The organism is Shewanella zhuhaiensis (assembly GCF_022484835.1).
GTDB lineage: Bacteria > Pseudomonadota > Gammaproteobacteria > Enterobacterales > Shewanellaceae > Shewanella > Shewanella khirikhana.
This window is the reverse complement of sequence record NZ_JAKUDL010000014.1, coordinates 1-16,546: the sequence shown is the minus strand read 5'-3', so window position 1 is coordinate 16,546 and position 16,546 is coordinate 1. Positions and strand designations below refer to the sequence as shown.

General features: G+C 55.3%; 9 protein-coding genes and 1 pseudogene. 4 read left to right on the top strand and 6 right to left on the bottom strand.

Annotated features, from left to right (window positions below):
- Window positions 1–94: 94 nt before the first annotated feature.
- Together MJ923_RS20395 and MJ923_RS20390 are read right to left on the bottom strand one after the other, a co-directional pair.
- Window positions 95–2,644 (bottom strand): glycoside hydrolase family 15 protein, encoded by a 2,550-nt coding sequence (locus tag MJ923_RS20395; protein WP_240592664.1) that lies wholly within the window; start codon window positions 2,642–2,644, stop codon window positions 95–97.
- Between the two features lie 36 nt (window positions 2,645–2,680).
- Window positions 2,681–4,276, bottom strand: a complete 1,596-nt coding sequence (locus MJ923_RS20390) for an MFS transporter (protein WP_420854500.1) — start codon at window positions 4,274–4,276, stop codon at window positions 2,681–2,683.
- Window positions 4,277–4,417: 141 nt separating this feature from the next.
- On the opposite strand from MJ923_RS20390, the gene MJ923_RS20385 reads away from it, so the two are divergent.
- Window positions 4,418–4,600, top strand: coding sequence for a hypothetical protein (locus MJ923_RS20385; protein WP_240592633.1), 183 nt, complete (start codon window positions 4,418–4,420; stop codon window positions 4,598–4,600).
- Between the two features lie 190 nt (window positions 4,601–4,790).
- Window positions 4,791–5,525, top strand: coding sequence for an FMN-binding negative transcriptional regulator (locus tag MJ923_RS20380; protein ID WP_240592632.1), 735 nt, complete (start codon window positions 4,791–4,793; stop codon window positions 5,523–5,525).
- A gap of 216 nt (window positions 5,526–5,741) precedes the next feature.
- On the opposite strand, the gene MJ923_RS20375 is transcribed toward MJ923_RS20380, so the two are convergent.
- From MJ923_RS20375 to MJ923_RS20360, 4 genes are all read right to left on the bottom strand, one after another.
- On the bottom strand, window positions 5,742–7,745 hold the full coding sequence (locus MJ923_RS20375; RefSeq protein WP_240592631.1) for an alpha-amylase family protein: 2,004 nt from the start codon (window positions 7,743–7,745) through the stop codon (window positions 5,742–5,744).
- A complete protein-coding gene (locus MJ923_RS20370) occupies window positions 7,745–9,706 on the bottom strand; it encodes a glycoside hydrolase family 13 protein (protein WP_240592630.1) in 1,962 nt (653 codons plus the stop codon). The genes MJ923_RS20375 and MJ923_RS20370 overlap by 1 nt, the downstream gene beginning before the upstream one ends.
- 13 nt (window positions 9,707–9,719) lie before the next feature.
- The gene (locus tag MJ923_RS20365; RefSeq protein ID WP_240592629.1) at window positions 9,720–11,249 is read right to left on the bottom strand and encodes a tryptophan halogenase family protein; all 1,530 of its coding nucleotides are present in this window, start codon (window positions 11,247–11,249) and stop codon (window positions 9,720–9,722) included.
- A 106-nt stretch (window positions 11,250–11,355) separates the two neighbouring features.
- Window positions 11,356–14,082: a TonB-dependent receptor gene (locus MJ923_RS20360; protein WP_240592628.1), complete on the bottom strand. Its 2,727-nt coding sequence runs from the start codon at window positions 14,080–14,082 to the stop codon at window positions 11,356–11,358.
- Window positions 14,083–14,584: 502 nt separating this feature from the next.
- On the opposite strand from MJ923_RS20360, the gene MJ923_RS20355 reads away from it, so the two are divergent.
- Both MJ923_RS20355 and MJ923_RS20350 read left to right on the top strand, forming a co-directional pair.
- A complete protein-coding gene (locus tag MJ923_RS20355) occupies window positions 14,585–16,240 on the top strand; it encodes an alpha-glucosidase family protein (protein ID WP_240592627.1) in 1,656 nt (551 codons plus the stop codon).
- Window positions 16,241–16,385: 145 nt separating this feature from the next.
- Window positions 16,386–16,546, top strand: a pseudogene (locus MJ923_RS20350) (glucose/galactose MFS transporter); the annotation flags it as partial.

Sequence of the window (16,546 nt, the reverse complement as noted above, 5' to 3'; positions counted from 1 at the left end):
ACTGCTTGGCTGTAATGAAAAGCGGCTGAGTTAACAATAAAAAAGGAGCCTGTGGGCTCCTTTTTTATTGCAATGGTTCTACTTGAGCAGACCGTTAGTTGGCTGGCTCTTTGGCTTCACCAAAGCTGGCGTCTGTTTTGAACGGGTAGCCATCCCACACAACGCCATCGGTGACCGAGCGAACCAGTTTGACATACTCGGCATGGGTCCAGGCCAGCGGGGTGGCCGAGTTGGTGCCATCGCCGGGTTTGTATTGGAAACGGGTCGCATCGCCAATGCCGTCCCACACCTGCTCGGGCAACATGCCACCGGCGTTGGCAAAGGACTCCATCCCGGCAACATAGGTGCTGACCAGCGCCTGGCGCGCTTCATCGCTGAGGGCATTGCCATTTTGGGTCACCGCCGCCAATTCATAGTGGCCGCGCTCGCCGGTGAAGAATGGCCAGACCCGGCCGCGCTGGTTGGGGGTGTTTTCACCTTTTTCAGCGTAGTTGGCACCGGTTTGGGTGTCTTCACCGTAGCCGTCATTACCGTAGCGTCTGAAGCCGGGGAAAGGGTTGCCGCTTAGGGTCACAAAGTTGTATTTCACCCTCAGGTTGTCACTGAGGGATTCACTGTCCACCAATGCCAGGCTGTCGCGGATAAGCGGGTTATCGGCGCTGACCACGCCGTAGCGCACCAGCTCAAGGAAGCCGGCATCCAGCACTTCACGCTGATCAAGACCGGGCCTGCCGTTGTTGTCGGCCAGTTTGGCACTGCTGTTGGGCTCGCCATTGGGTGACAGACGCACTATGTAGGGATGTGCGGCCAGTGGGCCTGTGCTGGTAACCGTAAGTGATGAAAGCTGGGCTGCGTAGTCGCTGGCGACTTTTGCATAAGTCATGGCAGAGGGCTCATCACCTGCATGACGGGCCAGCGCGGCAGCTGCATTCAGGCCTGTAATCACCGCCGCCATGGTGGAAGGGGAATAGCCTTCCTGCTCTTCCCAGCGCTCCTGCTGGGTTTTGGGCGGCGTGATGCTGCGTTTGTTCCAGTCAAGACTCACAGCGCCGCCGCTCACCAGAAAGTCCGCTGCCGGTTTGAGCATCTCCTGATACCAACTGCGGGCCTCATCATCGCTGAGCACGCCCGCTTGCCAGAGTTTCCAGCCGAGCATCACCGGCATAGCGGTTTGATCCAGCTGCACCGCAACCCATTCAATCTCGCCATCGACGTGGGTCTTTTGCAAAAACCAGCCGGGAACGCCTTCATAGCCATCGAGCTCCGGCCCTGCCTGAATTTGTTTGAGGTACTCAAACGCAACCTTGGGGGTTTGGATATCGCCCATGGCCAAAAATGCCATGGCGCACTGGTAAAAGTCCCGTGGCCAAACAGCTTTATAGCCTGTGCTTGGGGTGACTGCCGCTATGGTGTCGCCCCAGGGATTGGACAGGGATGCTATCAGCGCCCCTGCGTGGGTTTTGTCTTCCTGAGCTTTGAGCACCATGGCCGAGAGGTTCAGCAGGCTGCCACCATCGGCAGTTTGCTGCGCCATGGCATTGAGCGCCGGCAGCGATTTAAGGTACTGGCGCCAGCCCGGGGTCTTGTCATTGCCGGCAAAATCATCGGCAAGGGCATCGAAACCGGCGGCAAGGCTTTTCTTCGCGGCCTCATCGGCAAGGCTCGCGGCCGCTTCGATACTGCTGGCCTTCCCAAAGCCGAGCACCACCTCAAAGCTGAGGGTATCGCCCTTGTTCAGCGAAGCAAGCTCAGCAGTCAGGGCGATGTTACCAAGATTTTTTGCCTCATTGGGCGCGCCTTCAAAGGTCTGGCTGAAGCCGTTAAGGGCTGCGCCTTTTTGGATGTTTTCCACCCCGGCTGAAGCGCCTTCAAACCCAACCTGACGGGCCACGAAAGGCACACTGGCACGAATGCTCATTGCACTGGTGTCAGCGTTTGCGGCCGTTGTGCCCTGGGCGGCCATAAAACCGCCGTTGGAGAGGTAGGCGATATCGTCGGCGCCGCCGTTATCCATTTGCGGATCGGCGTACAGATACGGGGTGATGCCATCGGCCATGGCCGTAATAGTCACTTTCATCACCAGCGCGTCGCGGTGGGGGTCGGTAATAAGCTGCTTTTCGATACGGTACTGACCATCTTTGTCGCTGTTTTCAAGCACCAATGCCAGCGACTCAGGGCGCCCCTGTGCATCGGTATGCAGGTAGCGCTGGCTGTGGCTGGTGTCTTTGGCTTCAAAGTCGATGAAGTCTTTCCCTTTGATAATAAAAGACAGCTCCCGCAGCTGGGCATTATGAATAAGGCCGTACATGGTTTCGGTCAGTACGCCATTGGCGACAGAGAACCACACCCGGCTCAGCGGATTGGCATCGCTGCCCTGGTACTTACCATCGATATAGGGCTCATAACTGGTGCCGATACCGGTTTTGCCGGCAAAGGCCCAGGTTGGCGTTGCGCCGGGCGCGCCGGGGGCAATGCTCACAGTCACTGGCGCTGCGCTGCTGCCTTCAGGCTGCTTGGGAGTATTGTCGTTACAGCCTGCAGCGAGGGCGGCCACAACGGCGAAGGACAGGGCGCTCAGCTGCGTAGCTTTGCGAGCACCGTGATGGGCATTGGGGCGGGCATTGGGGCGTAAAAATGAGGTCATGGATGGCACGTGAATGTCTCCCGTTTTTAATTGGTATCAGGCGTTGTTGGACGGCGCGGTGCTTGGCAGGCGCAACATACACAGGGCAGCAATCACCATGGAGAGTCCGCCAACAATCAGGGCATAAATGGGCTCGTTGGCGAACACCATTTTAAGGATGAATCCCAGCACAGTTGCGGCCAGCAGCTGTGGGATCACAATGAAGAAATTAAAAATCCCCATATAGGTTCCCATCTTGCCCGCAGGCAGGCTGGTGGACAGCAGGGCATAGGGCACAGACAAAATCGACGCCCAGGCAAATCCAACACCAATCATGGGCAGCCACAGCATGCTGCCGTCTTTGATGATGAAAAAGCTCATCAGCGACATACCGCCGAAGCAAAGGTTAATCATGTGTGCCGCGCGCAGGCCAAACACCATGCACATCAGCGGAATAACCATGGCGGCAAGCGCCGCAAAGCCGTTGTAGGCGGCAAACAGCACCCCGACCCAATCGGCGCCATCGTTGTAGGCCTTGGAAAGCACATCTGAGGTGCCGTAATGGAAGGAGGTCACCGCCGCTGTGGTGTAGATCCACATGGCAAAGAGGGCAAACCAGGAAAAAAACTGTACCCAGGCCAGGCGCTTCATGGCCTCTGGCATATGGAAAAGGTCATCCACCACAGTGAACACCATGCCTTGCTTGCTGCGAGCCTCAGCATTGGCTTCACCGGCGCAGCGACTGACCACGCCAGCACAGTAATATTGCAGCGGGCCAAAGGCAAATACCCCAAAGCCGAGAATATATAGCTGCTTATCAAGCGAGAGCGCGGCGGTCAGGGCGGTAATAATAAGGCCGGTCACTGACCAGACAAGGGCGCCACTGCGATACTGGGCAGCACTGCGGCTGTGTGCCTTATCGACTTTGTTACCCTTGGCATCACCTTCCTCAAACGCGGCCATTTGCTCAGGGCTGTATTCACGGCTGGTGATTATGGTCCAACCTACCGCCAAAAACAGCACCACGCCACCAAGGTAGAAGGAGTAACGCACTGTATCGGCAATCTGGCCTTCGGGCGCGGTATTGGCCACTCCGGCGTAATTAGACAACAGATAGGGCAAGGCTGAGGCCACTACAGCGCCAATACCGATAAAAAAGCTTTGCATGGCAAAGCCTTTGGCACGCTGGTTTTCCGGCAGTTTGTCGCCGACAAAGGCGCGAAAAGGCTCCATGGCGATATTGATAGAGGCGTCCATCACCCACAACATGCCTGCGGCAACCCACAGATAAGGGGAATGGGGCATGACAAAAAGCGCCAGTGTGGTCAGCACGGCGCCAATTAAAAAATAAGGTCTGCGACGGCCCAGACGGTTCCAGGTGTTATCGGACAGGTGCCCCACAATGGGCTGCACCAACAGGCCGGTAAGGGGGCCTGCAATCCACAGAATAGGAATGTCATCGATGCTGGCGCCCAGGGTTTGGAAAATGCGGCTGACGTTGGCATTTTGCAGGGCGAAGCCAAATTGAATGCCGAGGAAGCCAAAACACATATTGAAAATTTGCCAGAACGACAGCATGGGTTTCAGATGCGCGCTGGGCTGGGTAAGGCTTGCCTCGGCACTGTCAAAGGCGGTGGTCCGGGATGAATTCATAGGTGTCCTGCTTGTTGACCGACAATGGCTGCGCTCTTTGGGAACGGCCTTGTCTGTTATTATTGGGCATTGATGCTGATGGGTACAGTTATGCTTTGGGATACAGGGCGTTAGTCGCCCGTGCCATGCTATGAATGCCTGATGAAAAAATCAGCGGCGAGAGCCTCCCTCAGACGCTCGCCGCCCAAGACCTTGTCCCTGTTTCGTGGAAGCGAAACCCGGGAAGGTACTCCAAAGCCGGAAGGTCCATTCTTCCGTAACGACCCAGCCCCCAAGGGGGCTCATAATCAGCGTGTTCATCCTAAGTTGCAGCAATGTGACTGACAACTCTCTACATACGTATTCATACCGGCGCAATAACCTTGGCGTAACACGCCCTGGCAGGCTGTCGATAGCGGGTTGGCTCGCTTACTGACTGAATTTTATTTAATTTTGCTGCTTATGCTTCAGGCTTGCAGTCCGGCCTGTTAAGCTGGTGTTGGCATTGCAGGGTGCAGCCATCGGCATGCTGTCTATGTCAGGACTCCTTATTGCCCAGGGGCCGCTCGCCTGTTACTTCGTCAACGCCGGTCTGCGAAACCTTTATCTGTGGCCTTTAGCCAAACCGTTCAGCAGGGAGTTATTCGTGTACATTCCGCCAAAGTTACAACTCGACCAGGCGCAAGCCTGTGAACTCATCAAGCGTGAGCCGTTTGCACTGCTGATTTCTGCCGAAGGCGGCATTGAAGCAAGCCACTTGCCGCTGATTTTAAGTGATTGCGGCACCAGACTTTATGGCCATATGGCCAGAGCCAATCCCCAGTGGCAAGAATTGGATGGCAAGTCGGTGTTGGCGATATTTTCCGGGCCCCATGCCTACATAAGCCCCAACTGGTACGCCAAAGGCCCGGCGGTTCCTACCTGGAACTACACCGCAGTGCAGGTAAAAGGACGGGTGACGCTGCTTGAGGGGGCGCAGGCCATGGATACCCTGATGGAAACAGTAAACCGCTTTGAGCCAGGACTGTTATCGGGCGTGCTGATGCCAGCGGATTACGTGGCCAGGTTGAGCGCTGCCATCGTTGCTTTTGAAATCCAAATCGAAAAAATTGAAGGCAAAGCCAAGTTGGGGCAGCAGCGTAAGTCTGACGATCAACAAGGGGTGACGGCCGGGCTTGAAGCCTCTACGCATCGGGAGGCTGGCGCCTTGCTGGCAGAAATGTATCGGCTCAATCTGGGGCTTGGGCTGGAAGATAAAGCGTCTGAGTGAGGGCATGATCCTGTGTAACAGCCTGCTTCTGAGTAACAGCCTGCTTCTGAGTAAAAGCCTGTTTCTGAGTAAAAGCCAAACGGTCGCGTACACTCGATTCCATGCCGCCGGATGCGAGGTGTAGGATCGCAGTCAGAACCTTCACACTGCTAAAATAGAGACAAAAACAGCGGACCTGAGGTTGAACCAGATCCGCTGTTTTTATGTTGGTACTAATTATTTTGAAGGCAATTTATAGACATTCACGCCCCAGGGCGCCAGTCCTTCGCCTTCTGTTCCCTGGGGCTGGCGTAACAGCAGCTCTGGCATGGCATCTTCGGGGCTTTGTGCCGTAGCCTCAGCCTTAGCCTCAGCCTCAGTACGTCGGGGCTTGGTCATACGTTCAAATTGGGCGAATGGCTTGGCAGGATTGCCAATATCTGTCACCTGTGCATCGGAGAAGTTTGCCAGAATGACATAGTCGCCACGGGCAATACTGACGTAATTGTTTTTACGTAATTGGCCATTGGTCATCTTGGCGCCTTGAAACACTGAAAACCTGGCAACAGGGTCAGACTTGATTTCTGCAGCCAGAGCGAGCAGGGCGCGATAGTTGGCCCGAAGTGCCAGCTCCTGCGGCTGACTGTGGCTGCCAAAGGTGCCCTTATCGTCTGTTTGCAGATACCTCGCCATAGCGGGAGCAGCCACATAATCGAAAATACTGGTGCGACTGGGTTTGCCAAATCCGCCTGTTTCGCTGCCGTCTTCCCCCAGGGTTTGACCGAAATAGAGCATAAAGGGCCCTTCGGTCGCGAGGGTTGATACCGCAAGTGCAGGTAAGGCTTTTTGCGCGTCGCCGAGGAATTCGGGGCTGGCGATACGCTGCTCGTCGTGATTTTCAAGGAAATGCAGCATATGGGATGCGTAGGGCTTGATTTCACCTAATCGCTGCTGAATATGGCCTACGGGTGCCTTACCCTGGCTGACGGCCTTTAAGGTGTCGTACAGGCCGACCTTGTCGTACAGCAGATCCAGTTTGCCAAAGCCGATAAAATACGGATATAGCCTGGGGTTATACACTTCGGCTATCAGTAGAGCATCGCTGCGCTGAGCCTTAATATCGCTGGCAAGGAAGCTCCAGAAGGCCACAGGCATCATTTCTGCCATATCAAACCGAAAGCCATCCACTCCCATACTCAGCCAGAAACGGCTGATATCACGCATCTTAAGCCAGGTATCCGGTAAATCGGTCTGCCGTGCCCAAAAGGCCTGATGGTCTGCTATTGCTGCAAAGGCAAGCTCAGCAGGCAGCGTTGGGAAGCTAAGGCTGCCATCGGGGCGGACGCCGTAGTTGAGCTTGACGGTTTCATACCAGTCGTCTGGCTTGGGGGCGTTCAGCCCCGGCTGGTTGGCCTGCTGCTGCTCTGCGCTTGAGCCATTGCCGGTCCATTTGGCCGGTTTTTCCGCAAAGTGGCCATCCTGAGCGGCACCAACTGCGTCAAGGTTTGCGGCTGGTGGCCTGTTGGTGTCCTGGGGTACCTGAAAGTCGCTGCCGGGCACATAGTAAAAATTATTGTGTTTATCGAACACAACCGAGGTAATGTCCCGTGCACCAAAATCCTCAACGCCTTCGGGGGCGCTGGTGGAGTGGTAACGACGCGCCACATGGTTGGGCACTATGTCAATAATCACCTTAAGGCCTGCCGTGTGGGTGCGCTCAATCAGGGCTTTGAACTCATCCAAACGTTTTGCCGGGTCGATAGCCAGATCCGGATTGACGTTGTAATAGTCGCGAATGGCGTACGGCGAGCCTGCGATACCCTTGACCACGTCGGCATCGTCTTTATCTATGCCATAGGCGCTGTAGTCGGTGAGCGACGCATGGTGCAGCACTCCTGTGTACCACACGTGGGTTACACCCAAATCGGCGATATCGGCCAGCACGGCATCGTCGATATCGGCAAACTTGCCGCTGCCATTGTCCGTGATGCTGCCCCAGGGCTTATTGGTCAGGTTCTGGTTACCAAACACCCGTGGCAGCATTTGGTAGATAAGAGGGGACTTTTGCGCAGTGTCGGGCCTGGTGTAGGCATTGATTTCGGTATTGTCAGCACTCTCTGCGGGCGCGGCGCAGCCATTGATTGTAAGTAGGGCAGCCAATGTTCCCAGAGTGCAAAGGCTGCGCACTTTAAAACGAACAGGGTGACAGGCGGGTGCTGTAGTAAACAAATCCATGGCCATTAAAACTCCAATAAGGTCACTGGGGCTGACACGTCCAGCGTGGCTGGCAGCGAAAAATGTTGCTGTTCAAGAATATCTGCTATTGGGTGGCCAATAGGCAGGAAATCGGCGAAGCGCTGCATGTTCAACTTGGTTGAGTCATTGTTTTTATTGAAAATAGCCATCAGGCTTTTGCCTTTGTTCTGAGCTTTTTGCCCCTGGTTCTCGGGTGCGAGCCGCAGCTGCACATAGAGGCCGTTTTCGGGAACAAAGTGTACCAGTTTGCCATGGTGAATGGCGTCGCTTGTTTTGCGGTAATGCAATAATGCGCGGGTGAAGGCAAAGGCTTCTTTGGCCTCCGCAGCCATGGCGTTTATCTCTTTTTGTCCAAAGGCTTGCTGTGTGAAACCGGGCATATCGGCGCGCACAGCGCCATCGTTACGGCCCTCAACCGGACTTTGCATGGCAAACTCAGTGCCATAGAAAATCTGTGGTATCCGATTTGACAGCAGCACATAGGCAAGCGCCAGCTTGAACTTGTTCATGTCGCGTCCAAGCAGGCTGTAGAGGCGGTTGGTGTCGTGATTGCCTTCAAACAGCACCAGATTTTCGGCATTGGGGTAGAGCTTGTCATTGGCCAGGGCCTCGTATAGCCGAATAAGGCCCGTGCCCCAGCTTTCGTCTTCATTTACGGCCTGCAGCAGGGTTTCATACAGGGGGAAATCCATTAGCCCCGGCAGTTCGCTGTCATAGCCATCGGGGTTTTGCTTTCCGGCTTGCCAGTAACTCACCACCACAGGGTTACTGCTCCATTCTTCACCCACCATGCTCAACTTGGGGTATTCGGTAAGCATTGCATGGGAAAAGGCCTTCAAGAAGGCTTTGTCTGAGTAAGACCAGGTGTCGATTCGAAGGCCACTGAGACGGGCAGTTTCAATCCACCAGAGGGTGTTTTGAATAAGATATCGCGCCAGATGCGGATTGCGCTGATTCAGATCGGGCATCGACTCCACAAACCAGCCATCGGCAAAGGCTGCGGTATCAGCGGGGGCGGCATAGGGGTCTTGTACGGCAGTGCGCCTGTGGCTGGTGTGTTTAGTTTGCGGGTTTACCCAGTCGTGAAACGGCAAGTCCCGCATCCAGGGGTGGCCCGAGCCGATATGATTGAGTACCACATCCATGATAAGTCCCATGCCAGCCTTGCCGGCATTGAGGCCGAGCGCCGCATAATCATCATTGCTGCCAAAGCGTGGATCGATTTGGTAGTGATTGGTGATGGAGTAACCATGGTAAGAATACTCAGGCTGGGCATTTTCCAGTAGAGGGTTTATCCAAAGCTGGGTGACCCCAAGGTCGTTAAGATAATCGAGTCTGCGCGCGATCCCGGCCAGATCGCCCCCGTGGCGGCCACCATCAAAGTCGGGTTTGGCGCGATCGGCATAGCCTTGCACATTGTCGTTACCGGTATCGCCGTTGGCAAACCTGTCCGGGGTGATGAGATAAATCACGTCCTTATTGGAGTAACCCTGGTGCGCCGGGCTTAAGTTACGCTCATCAAGGCGGTAGGGAAGGCTGATGGTGTCGCCCTGTTTGGCAATATTCAGGGTGAAAGTGCCGGGCTGCGCTTTGGAGACATCCAGGGTCACAAACAGGTAGTTGGGGCTGTCGGCCGTTTGTGTGCTCACTATGCTTACGCCTTGGGCTTGGCCGCTTCGTTCAATACTGACCTTAGCGCCTTGCAGATTTTTACCCTCGAGCATCAGCTCCACAGTGGGCGTTTGCATGCCAGCCCACCAGTTTGGCGGCGACACCTGGATTTGGCTTCCAGCTTGATGTTCCTGAGACTGGATATTGACAGCTGACGCATCATCGCAGGCGGATAACAGCAACAACATCAGGCTGCTGACAACAAGGCGCCCTGTAAAGGTGACTGCGGAGGTGGGGGCTAAGATGCGGCCCGGGGAAAAGCGAACGTTGACCATAATTCAAATCCTTTCAGCGAGACAGTTTAGCCAAAAACTCACTGTGAAGTGGCAGCGATGAGAGCGCGCGCTGCTGAATTTTATGTATATTTTCAAGATATTCTGCAAGCTCAGCCCCCGGCACTGTATCGGCTATCGGGGCGTGGGTTATCGGCACCAATCCTTGCCCCAACAGTACCTGTTGCCAGGCAAGCGCAGAGAAGAGTTCATCCGAGTGGCGCTCAAGGCTGCCGTTTTCGGCAAAAAGCGCCATCCGGCTGGCCAGGCTTTCGGGCAATGCCACCGCCGCACGGGCGCGCCAGAAGGGTTCATCCCGGCGGTTCAGTACATAATGAAGCAGGATAAAGTCGCGGATTTCTTCAAATTCCTGCTGTGATGCGCGATTAAAGCCGTCGCGGCAGGCCTTGAAATCACTGCTGGCCGGGAAGAAACGCACCAACTGCAGCAGCGCAGATTGCACCAGATGTATGCTGGTGCTCTCCAGCGGCTCCAGAAAGCCGCTGGACAGGCCTATGGCGACACAGTTACCGGCCCACTGCTGCTTACGCCTGCCTGTGGTAAAGCGGATCCGCCTTGGCTCGCCAAGTGGCTTGCCATCCAGGCCTTCAAGCAGCTTAGTTTCGGCCTCATCGTCTGACATAAATTCACTGGAATACACGACTCCATTGCCGGTGCGATGATTAAGGGGGATCCGCCAGCGCCAGCCGGCTTCAAAGGCAATGGATTGGGTGTATGGGGTCAGTGGCTCGGTGCGCTCAGACGGCACAGCTATTGCGCGGTTGCATGGCAGCAGCGCGCTGTAGTCGTCAAAACCTGCACCCAGCGCCTCTTCTATCAGCAGCGCCTTCATGCCGGAGCAATCGATGTAAAAATCGGCGCTGAGTACCTCACCGCTTGTTAAGCTGACCGAGGCGATGCGCCGCTCGTGGTGGCTATGCTCAAGATCCACCGAGGCGATATGGCCATCGATGTGAGTCACACCGCGCGCCGTGCTGTAGTCCTTAAGGAAGGCGCCGTAGAGTCCGGCGTCAAAATGGTAGGCGTGGGTGAGGCCGGAGAGCGGCGTGCCATTAATCTGCGCCATGGGCGCGAAGCGATTGGCCTTGGCGGCCTGGCTGTTGAGCGAGTAGCGCCAAAAGTCGTTCGCCGGGTTGGCACTATTGCCGGTATCGCCACTGCCAAGAAAGCGTTTCAGCCACAGCTGATGAAAGGGGATAAGCCCCAGATCTTTGCCCATGGCGCCAAAGGCATGCATGTAGCAGCTGTTTTTGTCGCCCCAGCCCTGAAATTCAATCCCCAGCTTGATACTGCCCTGGGTATGGCGCAAAAACTCGGCTTCGTCGATGCCAAGGCCCTGATTAAACAGCGTCAGCGGCGGGATGCTTGCCTCGCCAACTCCGATGGTGCCGACTTCGCTGGACTCCACCAGGGAGATGGCAAGCCTGCCTTTAAAGACTCTGGCCAGCAGGGCGGCGCTCATCCACCCGGCGCTGCCGCCGCCAACAATCAGTACCGAGGTAATGGCGCTGTGCTTTTCTGTCATCTGCTTTCCCCTCGCTGCCATCGCAATGTTAACTGAACGTTATCAGGCAATGGCGGATAAAAAAATGCCCTCACCGAAGGCGAGGGCAGTCAGGGAGCCGCGTGGCTTAGAACTTGTAGTTCACGCCCAGCATAAAGTTGCGGCCATAGTTCTGGTAATCACGTACGAAGCGCTTGTCATCGCCAAAGTAGGAGATAAACGGCTCGTTGGTGAGGTTGTTTACCTGCAGCAGTACAGACAGGCCGTACAGTGCATCGATACCACTCTCAGAGAAGTCGTAACCAATCTGGGCGTCCACCACGGTTTCGGCCATGATGTTCACGTTTTCGCGCTGCAGACTGATTTTGGTCACTTCACCGAGGAAGTCTGAGCGGTAGCGTGAGCTTACCCGTGCCTGGAAGCCACTGTTTTCATAGTACATGGTGGCGTTGAAGGTCTTCTCAGACAGGCCTGGCAGCGTGGTTGGCTCTGAGTCGGCGGTTTCCTTCACTTCGCTTTCGTTGTAGGTACCGCTCAGGTACACACCGAAGCCTTCCATTGCCGGGGCGAAGTAGCCAAAGTCCAGCTGCACTGTGGCTTCGATACCGCGGATATAGCCGCCGTTACCATTTTGAGGCTGGGTAACGTTACCGATTGGGTTGCCTGGTACGTCAGGGAAGACTTCACCGAAGTTGAAGTTGCTTTGCTGATCGAAAATGTAGTTTTCCAAGTCCTTGTAGAACATGGCCACAGAGAAGTATCCCTGATCGGCAAAGTAGTTCTCGTAGCTGATGTCGTACTGGCGGGCCAGCCAGGGACGCAGCATAGGGTTACCGGCGCCGCCGTTCCAGTTCACGCCATCGGTTGGATTGGCGTTGTAGCTGAAGTTGACGTTGGCATTCATCTTGTCCATGCGGGCACGGGTCAGGGTACGGGCGGCTGCAAGGCGCACCACCTGATCTTCGGCCACTTCCAGCGTCAGGTTCATGCTTGGCAGCCACTCTAGGTAGCTGTCGCCGGCGGTGATTGGTGTTTTCACCACTGAGCCTGAATCAACTGTCGCAACTGTGCCGTCAGAGCTCTGATCGGTGTGCACTGCCTGCAACCCGAAGTTACCGCTCAGCGGCAGACCGCCGATTTCGGTTTCCATGTTGGCCATCACGAAGGCGGTGGTCACTTCTTCGTACACCTTCCAGGAGTTGGTGGCACGGCTCAAGTCCACGGTATCGGCGTTGGTTTCGATGTAGTTGCCATCGTTGTAGAACGCCAGTGAGTCGTAGCTCAGCATGTCACCCATGCCGAAGAATTCCAGCGAGGTTGGGTCCAGCAGGTACTTTTCTGGCACAGTGAGCATGTCTGGGTACTGTTTCAGGGTCAGGTAGAAGCCCTGATCCAGCTTGCTCTTTTCACGTTCGGTGTAGTTTACGCCAAACTCGATGCTGCGCACCGCACCGTCATCGAAGGTGTATTCGGCGGCAAGACGCATCGATTTGAGTTCATCATCGATTTCAGGCTTGTTGATGAAGCCGTCCTGACTGTCGGGCCCAATTGGGTTACCCCAGCTGAAGGCGCCGCCCAGCTTGATCAGCGCCGGATCGGCGTAATCCAGGTTGTGGCTGAACTGATAACGGCCATCGCCATCGTACATGAAGCCCAGGGTATCGGTGGCGCCATTGCCATTACCTCGGCCAGTGCCGCTGTAGCTTTCCATACCTAAGTCGGTACGGCTGGCGCGGGAGAGGGCGATATCGGCTTCTACTGCCCAGTTGTCGTTGATTTGATACTGGTTATTCCAACCAATAGACAGGGCATCGGCGTCGCGGGTGTTAACGTCGTTACGTACAACTACGCCGGCAGCGTTGATAACGCCTTCGGTTACCAGACCATCGGCCGAGTTGGTAGCGGTGATGCCGGTGTTACCCCAGCCTGCGCCCCACTGACCGGGAATTTCGATACCGCGCAGCTGCTGCTGGTCTTTAAACTTTGAATAGTAGAGGTCAAACAGGCTGTGGAACTTATCGTTTGGCTGATATTCAACCACGGCCAGTACGCCGTCACGCTCGAGTTCGCTTGAGCGTACGAATGGCTTGGCACCGCCAAGGACCTTGGGGTTGTTGGCATCATAGTCCAGCTCTGGGTAACCCCAGGCCTGCCAGCGCTCTTCCTGGTTGGGTGAACTCATGCGGGCATAACCCACGGCTACACCCAGGGTGTCGTCCAGGAATTGATCCACATAGGAGAAGTTGAAGCGGTAGCCCTTGTCGGTGCTGTCACTGTTCAGAGCGCCCAAATCGTTGTATTCACCACGGGCACCGACAACGAATGTCTGTTCGCCATGGGCGAGGGGGCTGATGGTACGCATATCGACGGTACCACCAATGGACTGCGCCATCAGGGTTGCATCCGGGGTCTTGTAGACCACCACCTGATCGAGCAGTTCTGAAGGATATTGGTCAAATTCAACGCCACGGTTGTCGTTTACCGACGCTTGCTCACGGCCATTGAGAGTGGCGGTGGTGAAATCCGGGCCCAGACCACGGATAGAAATCACGTTGGCGCGGCCATCGAGACGCTGAGCGGCAACGCCGGGCAGGCGGGCCAGAGATTCAGCGATACTCACATCCGGCAGCTTGCCGATGTCTTCGCTGGAAATGGCTTCCACCACGGAGGAGTTGGCCATTTTGGTGGCCTGGGACTCTTGCAGTGAGCGGCGGATACCCGTTACCTGGATGACCTCAATTGGCTCTTCATTGGCAGTTTGTGTCTTGGCTGCTTCTTCGGCGCCATAGCTTGACATGCTTGCGCCGGCGGCAATAAGCGCCAGGGTGAGCACACTTGGTTTAAATTGCATCATTCATCTTTCCCCTTTGTGTCGCCGGGCCTAGGGTGCCTGCGAACCTGAAGTGTTGGGACAACAGTCTTTGTTTATTGGTGTTATTGGGCATCCAAGCACTTAATTGACTGCATAAGAGCTGTTTTTATGACCAACATGTTGCGCAACGGTGAAGATACTACTCCCGCCTTATTTGGCTTCACAACCGAGTGCATACGTATTCAAAGACTGCCCCCGGGGTTAGCCACTGGATCAAGGGGCTGGTCTCAACAAGCGATTAACAAATCGTCTGATGTCTAACGTGATGATAATTATAGATTAATAATGTCAGGTTTGCTGTGGCTGCATGCATCGATACTGTGCATACGTATGCAGGTGTATTGCTGGGGGTTTTGCTTGTCACGTATCCTCCATGCAACATGAAACCGAGTCAGCCACGCTTACCAAAAGGCAACAATCGGCCAACAGGCAAGTGGGGTAAAAGCCGTAAAGGCTTCAATAAGAAGAAAGAAAAGGGGCGAGAATGAGCAATACTCCCTGGTGGCGTGGCGCTGCCATTTACCAGATTTATCCGCGCAGCCTGCAGGACACCAACGGCGACGGCATTGGCGATCTGAAAGGGATCATCCAGCGCCTGGATTACATTGCCAGCCTGAATGTGGATGCCATCTGGATCTCGCCGTTTTTCCGCTCGCCTATGAAAGATTTCGGCTACGACATCAGTGACTACCTGGATGTCGACCCTATGTTCGGCACCATGGCTGACTTCGATGAATTGATTGCCAAAGCGCACTCACTTGGCCTGAAAGTGGTTATCGATCAGGTATTAAGCCATACCTCAGATGAACACGCCTGGTTTGCCGAGAGCCGCCAGAGCCGTGATAATCCCAAGGCCGACTGGTATGTGTGGGCCGATCCCCGCGAAGACGGCACGGCGCCCAACAACTGGCTGGCCATTTTCGGTGGCTGCGCCTGGGAGTGGGAACCAAGACGCCAGCAGTACTATCTGCATAACTTCCTTAAAAGCCAGCCCGATCTTAATTTCCATTGCGAAGCCGTACGCCGCGCCGTGCTCGATAACGTCGAGTTCTGGCTCAAAAAGGGCGTGGACGGTTTCCGTCTCGATGCCATCACTTTCTGCTTCCATGATGCCGAGCTTCGCGACAATCCCGCCAAACCCACTGACAAGCGTCAGGGCCGGGGCTTCTCGGAAGACAATCCTTACGCCTATCAGTACCACTGGTACAACAATGAACGCCCCGAAACCCTGGGCTTTATTGAAGATTTGCGCGCGCTGATTGACCGCTATCCGGGCACAGTGACCTTAGGTGAAGTCTCAAGCGAAGACTCTCTCGCCACCATGGCCGAGTACACCAAAGGCGATAACCGCCTGCACATGGCCTACAGCTTTGAGCTGCTCACCAAGGATTACAGCGCCGCTTATATCCGCAGCACAGTGGAAGCACTGGAAAATGCCATTGGCGACGGCTGGCCGTGCTGGGCCATTGGTAACCATGATGTGGAGCGGGTATTGAGCCGCTGGGGTCAGGGCAAGGGCACACCGCAAATGGCAAAAATGCTGTCGGCGCTGCTCGGCAGTCTTCGCGGCAGCCTGTGTGTGTATCAGGGCGAGGAGCTTGGTTTGACCGAAGCCGAGATCCCCTTCGATGCGCTGCAAGACCCATTCGGCATCGCCTTCTGGCCAAACTTCAAAGGTCGTGATGGTTGCCGTACCCCCATGCCATGGCAAAGTGAAGGGGATTTTATGGGTTTTGGTGAATGCGCTCCCTGGTTGCCTTTGCCGGAAACTCATCGCAGTTTAAGCGTGGCAAGCCAGGAAAAGGTGGTTGATTCCATCCTGAATCAGTTCCGCCGCTTTATGGCATGGCGCGGTACTCAGCCCGCTTTGGTGGGTGGTGATATTAAATTTATTGACACCAAAGAGCCTGTTCTTGCCTTTGAAAGGCGCCTTGGTGACGAAATTGTGCTTTGTGCCTTCAATTTATCTGATGATAAGCGGGCGCAGCAATTGAGCGCTTACCGCACGGCTACTGAGCTCAGTGGCCATGGTCTTGGCGGTGCGGCACTTGTAACTGATAGCACTGCTGGGGGCCTTCAGGTGGCGTTTGACAGCTATGGCGCAATCTTCTTATCGGTGAAGGCCGGTGAGCAGGCCTGACGTTTTACTGATAGCTATATTGCAACAGCGGTGTTGTGACACAGCCGCTTTGTGACACCTGATGCGACACAAAGCACCCCAATGATTGGCATCTATAAGCCGTTATTGATAACCCCATAATGATAATAAGATTAAGGAGAACACTATGGCGTCCGGCGCTCCCGTTTCAATTCCTCCAGGGCCTTCAGGGGCCGAGGGGCAAGAGACCCGTGGCAAATTCGGTTTTGCTCTGGCCTCGCTTACCACACTGTTCTTTATGTGGGGCTTTATTACCTGCCTGAACGACATTCTTATTCCGCATTTAAA